This is a genomic window from uncultured Metabacillus sp. (genome assembly GCF_947503125.1).
Lineage (GTDB): Bacteria > Bacillota > Bacilli > Bacillales > Bacillaceae > Metabacillus.
In genome coordinates this window covers 1-14,066 of sequence record NZ_CANNCR010000078.1, presented here as the reverse complement: position 1 = coordinate 14,066, position 14,066 = coordinate 1, and the positions used below count along the sequence as shown (strand labels likewise).

12 protein-coding genes are annotated in these 14,066 nt (G+C 38.2%); 9 read left to right on the top strand and 3 right to left on the bottom strand.

Annotated elements, in window-relative coordinates:
- Positions 1-171 precede the first annotated feature (171 nt).
- From Q1B07_RS24090 to wecB, 5 genes are all read left to right on the top strand, one after another.
- On the top strand, positions 172-1,425 hold the full coding sequence (locus Q1B07_RS24090) for a nucleotide sugar dehydrogenase (RefSeq protein WP_299094693.1): 1,254 nt from the start codon (positions 172-174) through the stop codon (positions 1,423-1,425).
- A 222-nt stretch (positions 1,426-1,647) separates the two neighbouring features.
- The gene (locus Q1B07_RS24085; protein ID WP_046589248.1) at positions 1,648-2,427 is read left to right on the top strand and encodes an ABC transporter permease; all 780 of its coding nucleotides are present in this window, start codon (positions 1,648-1,650) and stop codon (positions 2,425-2,427) included.
- Positions 2,428-3,165 carry an ABC transporter ATP-binding protein gene (locus Q1B07_RS24080; RefSeq protein ID WP_046589245.1) on the top strand — a complete coding sequence of 246 codons (738 nt, stop codon included), beginning with the start codon at positions 2,428-2,430 and terminating at the stop codon, positions 3,163-3,165.
- A complete protein-coding gene (locus Q1B07_RS24075) occupies positions 3,162-4,376 on the top strand; it encodes a glycosyltransferase (protein WP_299094698.1) in 1,215 nt (404 codons plus the stop codon). Before Q1B07_RS24080 ends, Q1B07_RS24075 begins: the two co-directional genes overlap by 4 nt.
- A 125-nt stretch (positions 4,377-4,501) precedes the next feature.
- Positions 4,502-5,647, top strand: coding sequence for a non-hydrolyzing UDP-N-acetylglucosamine 2-epimerase (gene wecB / locus Q1B07_RS24070; protein WP_299094701.1), 1,146 nt, complete (start codon positions 4,502-4,504; stop codon positions 5,645-5,647).
- 216 nt (positions 5,648-5,863) lie between these two features.
- On the opposite strand, the gene Q1B07_RS24065 is transcribed toward wecB, so the two are convergent.
- A complete protein-coding gene (locus Q1B07_RS24065; protein ID WP_299094704.1) occupies positions 5,864-7,108 on the bottom strand; it encodes a glycosyltransferase family 4 protein in 1,245 nt (414 codons plus the stop codon).
- A gap of 98 nt (positions 7,109-7,206) precedes the next feature.
- Between Q1B07_RS24065 and Q1B07_RS24060 the strand changes: the two genes are divergently transcribed.
- The gene (locus Q1B07_RS24060; protein WP_299094707.1) at positions 7,207-8,331 is read left to right on the top strand and encodes a glycosyltransferase family 4 protein; all 1,125 of its coding nucleotides are present in this window, start codon (positions 7,207-7,209) and stop codon (positions 8,329-8,331) included.
- Positions 8,332-8,495: 164 nt separating this feature from the next.
- On the top strand, positions 8,496-9,581 hold the full coding sequence (locus Q1B07_RS24055; RefSeq protein ID WP_299094709.1) for a glycosyltransferase family 4 protein: 1,086 nt from the start codon (positions 8,496-8,498) through the stop codon (positions 9,579-9,581).
- A 375-nt stretch (positions 9,582-9,956) separates the two neighbouring features.
- On the opposite strand, the gene Q1B07_RS24050 is transcribed toward Q1B07_RS24055, so the two are convergent.
- Together Q1B07_RS24050 and Q1B07_RS24045 are read right to left on the bottom strand one after the other, a co-directional pair.
- Positions 9,957-10,994 carry an LCP family protein gene (locus tag Q1B07_RS24050; protein ID WP_299094711.1) on the bottom strand — a complete coding sequence of 346 codons (1,038 nt, stop codon included), beginning with the start codon at positions 10,992-10,994 and terminating at the stop codon, positions 9,957-9,959.
- 24 nt (positions 10,995-11,018) lie between these two features.
- Positions 11,019-11,657 carry a YigZ family protein gene (locus Q1B07_RS24045; protein ID WP_299094713.1) on the bottom strand — a complete coding sequence of 213 codons (639 nt, stop codon included), beginning with the start codon at positions 11,655-11,657 and terminating at the stop codon, positions 11,019-11,021.
- Positions 11,658-12,002: 345 nt separating this feature from the next.
- Between Q1B07_RS24045 and Q1B07_RS24040 the strand changes: the two genes are divergently transcribed.
- A complete protein-coding gene (locus Q1B07_RS24040) occupies positions 12,003-13,166 on the top strand; it encodes a sensor histidine kinase (RefSeq protein WP_299094715.1) in 1,164 nt (387 codons plus the stop codon).
- A gap of 90 nt (positions 13,167-13,256) precedes the next feature.
- A complete protein-coding gene (locus Q1B07_RS24035) occupies positions 13,257-13,943 on the top strand; it encodes a response regulator transcription factor (protein WP_299094717.1) in 687 nt (228 codons plus the stop codon).
- Positions 13,944-14,066 lie beyond the last annotated feature (123 nt).

Below are 14,066 nucleotides of genomic sequence, written 5' to 3'. Positions count from 1 at the left end.
ATTGAAGGTAAAGAACACCTTCTATTCCTGTTCGCCTTATGCTTGTCGCCGATAGGCAGGCGCCTTGCGCTTTTTTACTTGTGCAGATAATTGACATGGTAGATAGTAAGTTGTAATGTGGTAAGAGAAATTGAAAATTAACATATTGGTATATACTGGAGGAAATGAACTATGAAGTTAGTCACAATTGGTCTTGGTTATATTGGCCTTCCGACTTCGATTATGTTTGCTAAGCATGGAGTAGACGTGCTTGGAGTAGATATTCAACAAGATGTTGTTGACTCATTAAATCAAGGGAAAATTCATATAGAAGAGCCTGGCTTGCAGGAAGCATTAGAAAATGTGATGGAATCCGGAAAATTCAAGGCTTCTACTAAACCAGAAAAAGCAGACACTTTTATTATCGCTGTACCAACGCCAAATAAAGATGATCAATATAAATCAGTTGATTTAAAATATGTATTGAGTGCTGTTGAAACGATTATTCCTTATCTCGAAAAGAATAATACGGTGATTGTTGAATCGACAATTGCACCTCGTACAACAGATGACCATGTAAAACCGCTTTTAGAAAAAGCCGGTTATACAATTGGGGAAGACTTATTCCTTGTACACTGCCCAGAGCGCGTACTTCCTGGTCAAATCATGCATGAACTGATTTATAATAACCGCATTATTGGCGGTGTAACCGAGGCTTGTAAAAAAGCAGGTGCAGATGTTTATCGTACATTCGTGCAAGGTGAATTGATTTTAACTGATGCAAAAACAGCGGAAATGTCAAAGCTGATGGAAAACACGTATCGCGATGTTAATATTTCATTAGCAAATGAACTTGTTAAAATTTGTACAAAGCTTGAGATTAATGCATTAGATGTTATTGAAATGGCCAATAAGCATCCGCGTGTAAACCTGCATCATCCAGGTCCTGGAGTTGGCGGACACTGTTTAGCTGTTGATCCATATTTTATTGTGGCGGAAGCACCTGAACAAGCGAAATTAATCTACCAGGCGAGAGATATTAACGTATCAATGCCTTCATTTGTTGTGGAGCATGCAGCGAAAATCCTCAATGGCTTTGAGGGTAAAAAAATCACGGTCTTTGGTCTTACGTATAAAGGAAATGTGGACGATGTTCGTGAGAGCCCGGCAATGGATATTTATGGTCACTTAAAGGCTGCAGGTGCAGAAGTGATTGCCTATGACCCGCATGTTAAAAAAGATTGGGTTGAACAAGATATTAAAGCAGCTGTAAAAGATTCAAGCTTAGTGTTAGTGTTAACGGACCATAGTGAATTTAAATCAATTGAAAAAGACGATTTAAGCGGTATGGCCAAAAAACAAATTTTTGATACGAAAAATATTGTGAAGAATTACCCTGAAGACGTTGATTACATTAATTTCGGTAATCTTTATCAATATATTTGATTTATTAAGATAGAAATCATGAAATGATCCTTTGCGACCATAATCTTTTATGGTCGTCTTTCTCTTTTTGGGCTCTTGAAAGCCAATTAAATAGGGAAGTTTAAACATATTGTGAACAGAATAAATCCATTGTTGGATAGTCATTAAGTAAAAACTTGAAAGCAGTCTGAACTAAGTTTATTATTATAAGGATGCAACATTTTGTAGGTTAGGAGAACGTGTATGTTTATTGATACAATCAAAGCCATTAAAGCCAACAAGGATTTAATCTATCACTTGACCACTTCTGACTTTAAAGCTAATACTTCAAGAACCTATTTTGGTTTTTTATGGTGGATATTAGACCCAATTTTCTATATGGCGGTTTTTTACTTATTAGTTGTTGTCATACTTAAAAAAGGCAGTCCGGATTATCCGATCATTATATTTACTGGATTAATTCCATTGAAATTTGTAACGGCTTGTCTTGTTGAAGGAACAAATGCGATATCATCAAAGGGAAATATCTTGCAGCAGGTTTATGTCCCCAAGATCATTTTCCTCATTGTCCGTCTATTAGTAAACTGTATTAAATATTTAATTAGTGTGGTCGTGTTGTTTATTTTCCTTGCGATTTATGGAATTGATTACACATGGAATGTCCTTTACTTCCCGTTGATTTTTATTGTAAATGCCTTCTGTTTGTTGGGAGTCATGATATTCCTTGCGCATCTGGGGGTATTTTTAAGGGATATTAAAAATATGATGCAGTATATTTCCAGGGTGCTTTTGTACTTATCACCTGTCTTATTTGAAATGAGTGATGTACCTAAAAGCCTGGTGCCGGTCCTATATTTAAATCCGTTTACGACCTTTTTAGAATCTTATCGTGATGTGCTGATTTACGGAAGACCGCCGGAGTTTTTACCGTTATTTATCTTAACAATTGTTTCCGTGTTTATTTTATATTTGGGATTACGCTTGTTAAATAAAAATGAAAAAGAATATGCCAAGGTGATTTAATTGACTCAAAATATAATTGAAGTAAAAGATCTTTGGGTTTCGTATCCGGAGTTTACGGAAAAACCTTTAAAAAAGTTAATAAATCTTCATAAAAAAGATGATCGTTTTTGGGCATTAAAGGGTTTGAACTTTGAGGTTAAAAAAGGCGAAGTTCTTGGAATCATTGGGCGAAATGGATCCGGAAAAAGCACGCTGCTTAAACTGTTAAGCGGGTTGATCTCACCTGATAAAGGCGAATTTCTTATCCATGAAGAAGAGCATCCTGTTTTACTATCATTAGGTGCCGGGTTTCAGCCTGAATTGCCAGGAATTGAAAATATTTACCTGAACGGGCTGCTTCTTGGTCATAACAAGAAAACGATCGATGAAAAGATTGATGAAATCATTGAATTCTCTGAGCTTGGCGATTTTATTTATAAGCCGGTTAGAACTTATTCAGCTGGGATGAAATCAAGATTAGCTTTTGCCACAGCGATTTCATTAGACCCGGAAATCCTCCTTATTGATGAAGTATTAGGAGTAGGGGACACCGCTTTCCAACAAAAATGCAGACAAGCTATTATGGAGAAAATCAAACAAGACCGTACAGTGATTCTCGTCACCCATTCATCAAATCTTGTAAGATCCATTTGTGATCGAGTTGTATGGATTCACTTAGGTGAACAAAAAGCGGTCGGGGAAACAGGACCGATCGTAACGGAGTATGATCAATTTATGAAGAGCAGTGTTGCGAAATGAATATCTTAATGCTTTTGTATAAAGATATTCATTATGATGCAAGGGTCAAAAGGGAGGCTCTTGCATTAGCTGAGGCAGGCCATGTCATCCATCTCGCTTGTGTGAAGGAATACAATGAGCCTGCTCCTTTTTTACATGAAAACATTAAGCTCGTACATATCCAAATTACAGTGAAAAACATGAAGGCACAAATCTCACAGCATAAAGGAAAAAGCCAGAGAAAATCTGGCTTTAAAAGCATGCTGGTTTGGGCAGCGCGGAGGCCTGTTATAAAGATTGTAAAGGATTATCTGGCCTATTATGAGTTTTATAAAAAGGTAAAGCAATCTGTACAGAAGATGGATATTGATGTGATCCATTGCCATGATTTAAACACACTATGGCAGGGCACCATGCTTGCCAAAGACTTTTCGGCAAAGCTGATCTATGATTCTCATGAAATCTTTAATGAAATGGCCGGACGGAATCAGCTGGATCGGTTTGTTGGCTATCGCATGGAAAAGAAGCTGTTTCGTAAGATTGATTATTTAGTAACAGTGAACGCTTATTTAAGGGATTATTTATTTGAGCGTAATGGGGAAAAACCAAGTGTTCTTATTCAAAACATCCCGATTGTTGATCAAAATCAGCTTGTGTCCCCGAAAGTGCCTGAGTCATGGACATTTCCTTTTCAAGCAGATGATCGTATTTTAATCTATCAGGGGGGCTTCTCTCCTTATCGCGGCTTAGAGCTGATTATTCATTCGATGAAACAGCTGCCTGATCACTATAAATTAGTGTTAATAGGTTCAGGGATCTTAAAAGATGAACTAATTGAGCTTGTTCACAGCCTGGGCCTTAAAAAGAAGGTTTTTTTCCATGATCAAGTACCATCAGAAGAATTAATCTACTATACCCAGCAAGCACATATAGGACTTGTTATGTATGAAAAGATTTCTAAAAACAATTATTACTCAACACCAAATAAGATATTTGAATATATCCAAGCAGGCATTCCTTGTGTCTCTTCGAATCATCCTGGGAAAGCTGTCGTCATTGATCAGTATAAAACAGGTGTTTTAACAGAAGAAACCACAGAGGGCATTGTTAATGGAATTAAAGAGGTTGTTAACCAATATTCTTTTTATAAACAAAACTGCTTGGAAGCACAAAAGGTGTTAACGTGGGAAAAGGAAAGCAAAAAATTAGTGGAGTTATATAAAAGCATATAGGCATATACATGTATGGTTGTGGTGTTCAATAATGGCACCACCTTTTTTGTAACAAAAGTGAAATTTGTAGAATGATGTAGAATATGCTAATTTAGTTTATAGAACGCATTAAAGGAGACATTAATATGGATCGCAAAATAAAAGTGATGACAATTTTTGGAACAAGGCCAGAAGCCATTAAAATGGCACCGCTTGTGTTAGAGCTTAAAAAGTATCCAGACGAAATTGATTCCATTGTAACGGTAACAGCTCAGCATCGCCAAATGCTTGATCAAGTCCTAGAATTATTCGACGTAACACCTGATCATGATTTGAACATCATGAAGGATCGTCAAACACTGACAGGAGTAACAGTAAAAGCATTAGAAGGCTTAGATGATGTCATGAAGACGGTAAATCCTGATCTCGTTCTTGTCCATGGAGACACGACAACAACGTTTGTCGCGAGCTTGGCTGCCTTTTACAATCAAATTGCAGTGGGCCATGTGGAAGCAGGCTTACGTACTTGGAATAAATATTCTCCATTTCCAGAGGAGATCAATCGCCAAATTACAGGGGTTATAGCAGACCTTCACTTTTCTCCAACAAATGCAGCAGAGCAAAATCTGCTAACAGAAAATAAAAAAAGTGAATCGATTTATGTGACAGGTAATACAGCGATTGATGCGCTTAAAACAACTGTTAAAGATACATACTCTCATGAAATTCTTGATAAGGTCGGTTCTGACAGAATGATCTTATTAACGGCCCATCGCAGGGAGAACTTGGGAGATCCAATGAGAAACATGTTCCGTGCGATTAAACGCCTTATTAATGAACATGATGATGTTCAAGTTGTCTACCCAGTACACTTGAATCCAGCTGTACGTGAGGTAGCAGATGAAATCTTAGGAAATGACCCAAGAATCCATTTGATCGAACCATTAGGTGTCTATGATTTCCATAACTTTGCTTCAAGAGCCCACATTATCTTAACTGATTCCGGCGGTGTGCAAGAAGAGGCACCATCTCTAGGTGTACCAGTTCTTGTTCTAAGGGATACAACAGAGCGTCCTGAAGGAATTGAAGCAGGGACATTAAAACTGGCAGGAACAGATGAGGAAACCATTTATAACCTGGCCTATGAGCTGTTAAACAACAAAGAAACTTATGAAAGCATGTCAAAAGCGTCAAATCCATATGGTGACGGCCAAGCCTCCAGACGAATTGTGGAAGCGATTCTTTATCACTTTGGCAAACGAAGCGATAAGCCGGAACCATTTCAGTCCTAGGAACAAAAGCGCAAGCGCCTTGGTCATCGCCGTACAAACTGGAGGAGCATCGACTGAGATAAAGGAAACACGGTAAGCGAAGCGAACCGATGTTGACTTATCGTAGGGAGGTGATCTGAAGTTTGATAGGCGATAGGCGCTGGAGCTGGATGTCGCAGTGCTTATCCACAGTTCAATGAAATTTATAATTTCCTAAACGTTAAAAAAGACGACCAACTACTCATTAGATTTGGTCGTCTTTTTATGTAAAGTCTGCTTAGGTGCATCCTTCAAATTGTTTAGGGCTTCAGAAAGCTCCTCTGCCAGTTTTTTTCGGTTAAAGGATGTAAGCAGTTTATTCGGAAGTTCAGGTCTAAGCTGTTTCAGCTTCTCCTGCTGGCTTTGAGCATATTTTAATACCCGCAGAAAGTCGGCTGGATTTTCCGGTTCAAAAAAGTAACCGGCTTGGTTTTTTTCAACGATTTCCCTTGCTTCCCCATCTACACCGATTAAGACAGGAAGGGAGACAGCCATATAATCAAACACTTTTGAAGGAATGGTAATTTCAAATAATGGATGCTTTTTTAAGCTGACAATACCGATGTCTGCAGCATGATAAAATGCGGTAAGCTCGTCCTTTTTTTTGCTATCGAGAAAAAGAACATTCGTTAATTGTGATAATGCTGCCTGTTGCTTTAGGACTTCTTTCTCTACCCCTTCACCGATAAATAAGAAAAACACAGTTGGATCATCTTTTAGTTGTTCTGCAGCAGATAAAACGGTATGAAGGCCCTGAGCAGCTCCGATATTGCCGGTATAAAGGACTAGAAACTTATCCTCTAGGCCAAATTCTTTTTTAATTGTATGATCTTTTTTATATGGCTTAATGGCAGAGGGATCCACACCATTTGGAATCACGATCATTTTATGTTCAGGTATCCCTTGCTCGATTAGCCGTGTTTTATATCCATTGGTGACGACTACAATTAAATCTGCTTTTCTGTAAAGGAATTTTTCAAGCTTTCTTGCAAGATTAAGCAGTTTTTTATTATTGAATTGTCCGAGCAGCTCAGCAAAGTCTACCCAGAGATCACGTACTTCAAAAACAAATTTAGCACGATGGATGCGACTTAAAATATAGCCTGTTACTCCCTGAAAAAGCTGTGGAGAGGTAGCATAAATAATATCAGGCTTTTTCGCTAGCAATCCGCTAAAAATACTAGAAATCATAAATGATAGGTAATTTGCAAGTCGTCTTATAGAGCTTGTTTTCGTATCTTTGATTCTAAAGGAACGGTATACCTCTAGACCATTTATTGTTTCTTTTTTAAAAAGCTTATTTGTATTACTCGAGTTTGGAAAAGTCGTTAGCACGAGTAAATCATGGCCCAAGAAAGATAGATTTTTGCTCATATCATAGGCCCGGCCTTGTGCTGCGCCAATTTCCGGCGGAAAATGCTGTGTAATATAGACGATTTTCATATGAATTCCTTCCGATAAAAAATTAGAAATTGTCAATATAATAGTGTAAAGTATAAATGGAAAAGTTACAACTTTGATTGCTAAAAGGAACTGATAGAATGAAAAAAATCTGTGTATTAACGACAGTTCATCATGCGTACGATGGACGTATTTACCATAAACAATGCAAATCATTAGCAAGAGCCGGTTATCATGTGACACTTGTGGCGCCTAAACCGGAAAAAATAAACGAAAACGATCCGATCGAGCTCATTCCAATCGAAAAGCCAAAAAAGGAATGGAAACGATTTTTTCGATCATTTTCTGTCTTAAAGCTTGCGAGAAAAACAGAAGCTGATTTGTATCACTTTCATGATCCAGAGCTTTTGCCAGTCGGTGTGCTTTTAAGGCTATTAACAAAAAAACCGGTTATTTTTGATGTGCATGAGCATTATCCAAATGCGATCATGAGCAAAAAATATTTAAAACCATGGCTTAAAAAGCCGATTCGTATTGCTTACGAATTAATTGAAAAACTATGTATACCATTTTTAAGCGGTGTTATTTATACGACAGATGAGGTAGGCGAACGTTATCTTTCTTACCATTCATGCAAGATTGAAAATTATCCTTTAGCTGAAATGTTTGCTTCTACGGAAAGTAAACCTAAAAAGAATGATTATCTTTTATATTTAGGTGGTATAACTCCGATTAGAGGGATAAATGAGTTAATAGATGGCTTCACTCAGGTAGCTAAAAGCAAGCCGGAAGCAAAGCTTCTGTTCGTTGGCAGTTTTGAATCAAGTTCCTTCGAACAGTATATTCATGATAAAGTGAAGTCTGAAGGGTTAGAGGAAAAAATCGAATTTAAAGGCAAAGTACCCTATGAGCAAATAGAGGCATATCTAGCAAACGCTTCGATCGGGATCATTCCTTATTTGCCTGTTCCGAATCATCTGGTTTGTTTGCCGAACAAGCTTTTCGAATACATGGCTGCTGGTGTTGCCGTTATTGCGTCAGATTTCCCGCATTATAGGAAAGTGGTTGAATCTGCTAATAGCGGGCTATTAGTTGATCCTGAGAACCCACAATCAATCTCAAGAGCAATCATTACGCTTTTAGAGGATCAACAGGTGACGAAAAAAATGGGGGATAATGGTAGAGTAGCCTTTAATAAAACATATAATTGGAATTCTGAGGAGAAAAAACTGTTAACATTTTACAACGTTATCTTAAAAAAATAGTAAATGTTTCAATTACAATGTCAACGAAATAGGTTTTAACCTGACTGTTAATGATAATACTTAAGAAATGTAATAAAACATTAAAAAAATAACAATTGAAAGTTTATAAATTTTTGCTATGATTGAGGAGATGTTAATTTCTCACACGAGTGGGTGGATATGATATGCATTCTTATATTGACTACATTATAGCCTTTATTCTTGCATTTGCTGTGGCTGTACTTGTTACACCATTGATAAAAAGGCTGGCAGTAAAAATCGGCGCAACTGATCAACCAAATGCTCGTAAAATTCATAAAGATCTTATGCCGCGACTTGGCGGGCTTGCTATTTTTTGCGGGGTAGTTGCTGGTTTTCTTTATTTGCAACCACAATCCATTTATATGAATGAGATTATTCTTGGTGCATTTATTATATTGGTTGTCGGAATATTGGATGATAAATTCACTTTAAAAGCGAAATATAAGTTTTTAGGGCAACTAGTTGCTGCCATTGTTGTAGCATCTTCAGGGCTCTTAATTGATAAATTTACGATTCCATTTTTTGGAATGGTAGAACTGAATGAATATATAAGCTTCCCGGTGACTGTGCTTTGGATTGTGGCCGTTACAAATGCGATTAATCTAATAGATGGTCTCGATGGGTTAGCGGCAGGTGTATCGACGATTGCCATGACCAGCATCCTGATCATGGCTTTTGCTGATTATCAATTTCTAGTTGTCGCCCTTTGCTTTATCTTGATTGGAAGCACATTAGGATTTTTGATTCATAACTTTTATCCAGCGAAGATCTTCATGGGGGATACCGGTGCATTATTTTTAGGATACTGTATCTCGATCATTTCTATGCTGGGCTTATTTAAAAATATCACATTATTCAGCTTTATTATCCCGATTATCGTTTTAGCGGTACCTATTTTTGATACATTCTTTGCGATTATAAGACGAGTTCTAAATAAGAAAAGCATCTCTGCACCAGATAAAATGCATTTGCATTATTGTTTGGTGGATCTCGGCTTCAGTCATCGATCTGCCGTATTAGTCATTTATTTCTTTAGTGCATGCTTTGGCTTTTCAGCGATCATTTTCTCAAATGCAACTCTTTGGATTTCGCTGCTCATTATGGTCATCCTCCTAATTGCGATACAGTTTATCGCAGAAATAGTTGGACTGATTGGTAAAAATCGCAAGCCACTAATTAATACCTTTAAACGATTAACAGCTGTAAAAAAACCGCAAAAAAATAATTAAGCATAAAAAAAGCGCAAGGCGCCTGCCTATCGGCGACAAGCATAAGGCGAACAGGAATAGAAGGTGTTCTTTACCTTAATTCCTGTTTGACTTATGACCTCGAGCCGATGGCGCCTGGAGCTAGATTCAGAAACGCAAGCTATGTTAAGAAAATATATAAATTCTGATAGCATAAGAAATGCGCAAGCGCCTTGCTCAGCCTAGGGCAAATAAGACGCAAATGAATAGAAGACGTTCTTTGTCTTCAATTCATTTGTGGCTAGACCCTAGAGGGGCTAGGCGCTGGAGCTAGACACCAAAACTAAGTACAAAATTTATACTTTCATATCTCTTAAACAAATAGGGACGCCTTCGATAGGCGTCCCTGTCTTCGTATTAATTGCTTTCTTCTTCTGATGCTGCTGCTGAATCAAACTCATCTTCTTTCTCAAAAGTGTTACTAGAAAGCTGGATTTCCAAATGGTTTTGCAATTCTGTTTGAACTTCTTCGACACTTTCATCTTCAGGGATCCAATAGGAAATGCCGTCAATCTCTTCCCCTGCACCATCAAGCTTTATGGTTTCAATTTTATTTGTGTTAAAGCCAGAGTATTTTTGATAAAAGCCAAGAAGTTCAGATACCTTCATATTTGTTTCAACATTATTACCAACTTCATCTGTTATTTGATCTACTTTAAAAAGGGTTCCAGCTGAAGCAATTTCATCAATAACGGCTTTTACCACCTCTTGCTGACGCTCATTACGGCCGATATCGCCCATTGGATCTTGGTAACGCATCCTTGCATAGGCAAGGGCGTGTCGTCCGTCTAACTCCATCGGTCCTTCAGTAAACTCGAGCTTCTCAGCTTTTGGATCATCACTATTTTGCGTAAAATCAAACGGAACATTAACTGTGATCCCGCCGACAATATCAACAATATTTTTAAAGCCTTCGAAGTTTACAGTGGCATAGTAATCAATAGGAATATTTAAAAAGTCTTCAACGGTTTCAATGGTTAGCTCTTTTCCGCCCTTTGAGAAAGAATGGTTGATTTTATCTCTTCCCTCACCAGGGATATCTACTCGTGTATCACGTGGAATACTTAAGAGCTTCATCGTTTGATCCTCAGGGTTAAAGGTAGCAACCATTAACGTGTCTGAACGACCGCCATTTCCACCGCTTGAATAATTTTCTACACCCATAAGCAGAATAGATACCGGGTCATTTGAAATGCTGACGGCCTGATCACGTAATTTGGATTTTTCACGTCCAAGATCGTCATAGGATTCATTTGCCGCTTCGAACGTTTGGTAAAAAACATACCCTAAATATCCTCCTACACAGATCAAGAGCAGCAAAGCTAGAAATAACAGTCTTCTTAAAATCGGACGTTTCTTTTTCTTCTTTATTTTTTTCATCTGTTTTCTATTCATAAAATAAATTTCTCCTCATTCTCATTAAATTTGAACGGCCTGTTCTAAATACGTAACCTCGCCTTCGGAAATCTCACTTTTCCCATTCGTCAGCTCAGTCATCCAGTCAGTAAAGGAATCCTTTTTCTCTTCTTCTACATAGGTTTCCACTTCAACATCATTTAAATAATGTATATCCTTTATTAAAAATGTGGAAGAACGTAATTCATTTTCCACTTTTCCCAGCCATGTATAATCAATCTTTGTGTGAATGACGCGCATGAGCTTTCGTTCGACTATTCCGATTTCACGTAATCCTTCGGAAACAGATTTTCCGTATGCGCGTATTAGACCGCCTGTCCCCAGCTTAATTCCGCCAAAATAACGGGTGACAACGACTGCGGTGTCCTTTAATTTTTTCTTTTTTAACACCTCGAGCATGGGTACGCCGGCTGTTCCGCTCGGTTCACCATCATCATTTGCTTTTTGGATTTGATCGTGTTCACCAATCAAATAGGCAGAGCAATTATGATTTGCATCATGATGCTTCTTTTTTATTTGCTGAATAAAGCGTTGCGCCTCTTCCTCAGTGGTCACTCGCTCTGTGTAGCAAATAAAACGTGATTTCTGAATAATAATTTCATGCTCTCCATAGCCTTTTACGGTATAATAATGTGAAAGCATGCTTGTACACCTCCTGACAAGCAAGCGAAAATTAAATGGCGCATTCTATTATTATAAAACGACATTTTTTTTACTTCAATCGTTATTAATGTGACAAATTAAAAAGAGAATCGTTGAATTTTGTAATATTGTGTAATGATCGTTATTTTTTCGTATAGCTATGTTAAACTCATAATTGATATTATTACTATGTAAATGGCAGACTTCGCAAGGATTTTTGCGGGTATAAAGGGTGGCTAAAACGATAGGGGTCTACCTGATCACTGCTTAAAAGCGTGAGCCTGAATTGTAAATCAACAGGAAATTATTAACAACTGCTTAAGTATAAAAATCGGAGGGTAGATTGTGAACTCCAACAAAATAAATAGCAAAGTACTTGATGAAGTGTTGGACAAAATGATCCAAACAGTTGATGGAAGCAAGGATGAAATATTCCAAATTGGTGAACAGTCGCGCCAGCAATATGAGTCATTGGTTGTCGAACTTAGGGATATTAAAACTCAAGTAAGCAATGTGATTGAAGTGGGAGATCAGCTTGAGGTTCAGGCGCGGTTAGCTCGTAACCGGCTTTCAGAGGTAAGCAAGAATTTTAAACAGTTTTCAGAGGATGAAATCCGACAGGCTTATGAAAAAGCCCATAAATTGCAAGTTGAGCTTACGATGATCCAGCAGCATGAAAAACAGCTGCGTGACCGCCGTGATGATTTAGAAAGGCGACTGCTCGGTTTGCAAGAAATCATTGAGCGTTCCCAGTCGCTTGTCAGTCAGATTACGGTTGTCTTAAATTATTTAAATCGGGATATCCGCCAGGTCGGCATTCTATTAGAGGATGCGCAGCAGAAGCAGGACTTTGGCTTACGTATTATCGAAGCCCAAGAGGAGGAGCGCAAACGGGTGTCCAGGGAGATCCATGACGGCCCTGCCCAAATGCTGGCAAATGTGATGATGCGTTCAGAGCTAATCGAACGGATTTACCGGGAACGCGGTCCGGAAGAGGGCTTTAAAGAAATCCGCAACCTCAGACAAAATGTTCGTAACGCCTTATATGAGGTTCGCCGGATTATTTATGACTTAAGACCAATGGCGCTTGATGACTTAGGTCTTATTCCAACCCTCAGAAAATACATGAATACAATCGAAGAATATAATGGGAAAACAAAAATCCACTTTGAAAGCTTAGGCTGCCTTGAAGCAAAGCGGCTGTCACCAAGGTTTGAGGTTGCACTATTCAGGCTGGCCCAAGAGGCTGTAACAAATGCGTTGAAGCATGCTGAAGCAACAGAAATTTCCGTCAAGGTGGAAGCCGCGGAGGAGACCTTTACCATGGTGATCAAGGATAATGGTAAAGGATTTAGTCTTGAACAATTTAAAAGAAAAAAAGACAAAACCTCCTTTGGATTGATTGGCATGAAAGAAAGAGTCGATCTCCTTGAAGGGAAAATAACAATTGATTCGAAAATAGGCTTAGGGACTTTTATCATGATTCAAGTTCCGTATCAAGTTGTGTAACAGATGGTAAATAATGATAAATACGTTCTAAAGGCTTATTGACGGTATAGATGGCTAATAGACTAGAATAAACAGTGGGGAGGCGTAAGCATGAAGACGAAAATTGTAATTATTGATGATCATCAGTTATTTCGTGAAGGTGTAAAACGCATTTTAGATTTCGAACCAAGCTTTGAGGTAATCGCAGAAGGTGATGACGGTGAAGAGGCATTAGCAATCGTTGAATCGCATAAGCCGGATGTCGTTATCATGGATATTAATATGCCAAAAGTCAATGGTGTCGAAGCGACAAAGCAATTAATCGAAGTGAATGCTGATACAAAGGTCATTATTTTATCAATACATGATGATGAAAACTATGTAACACACGCTTTGAAAACTGGTGCTAGAGGCTACTTATTAAAAGAGATGGATGCAGACACTCTAATCGAAGCGGTAAAAGTTGTAGCAGACGGCGGTTCCTACTTACATCCGAAAGTAACCCATAATCTTGTCAATGAATTTAGACGTCTTGCAACAACATCAGGACAAGCTGCCCCAACTCAGAGCTTACAACCAGAAATCCGACGTCCATTGCATATTCTTACTCGTCGTGAATGTGAAGTGCTGCAAATGCTTGCGGACGGAAAAAGCAATCGCGGAATCGGTGAAGCTTTATTTATCAGTGAAAAAACTGTTAAAAACCACGTAAGTAATATTCTGCAAAAAATGAATGTAAATGACCGTACACAAGCTGTAGTCGTTGCGATTAAAAACGGCTGGGTTGAAGTGAAGTAAAATGAGAGTCAGGCTCTTTATAGGGCTTGGCTTTTTTATTGTTTAAGAAATTATAAAATTCATTGAACTGTGGATAAGCACTGCGACATCCAGCTCCAGCGCCTATCGCCTAACAAACTTCAG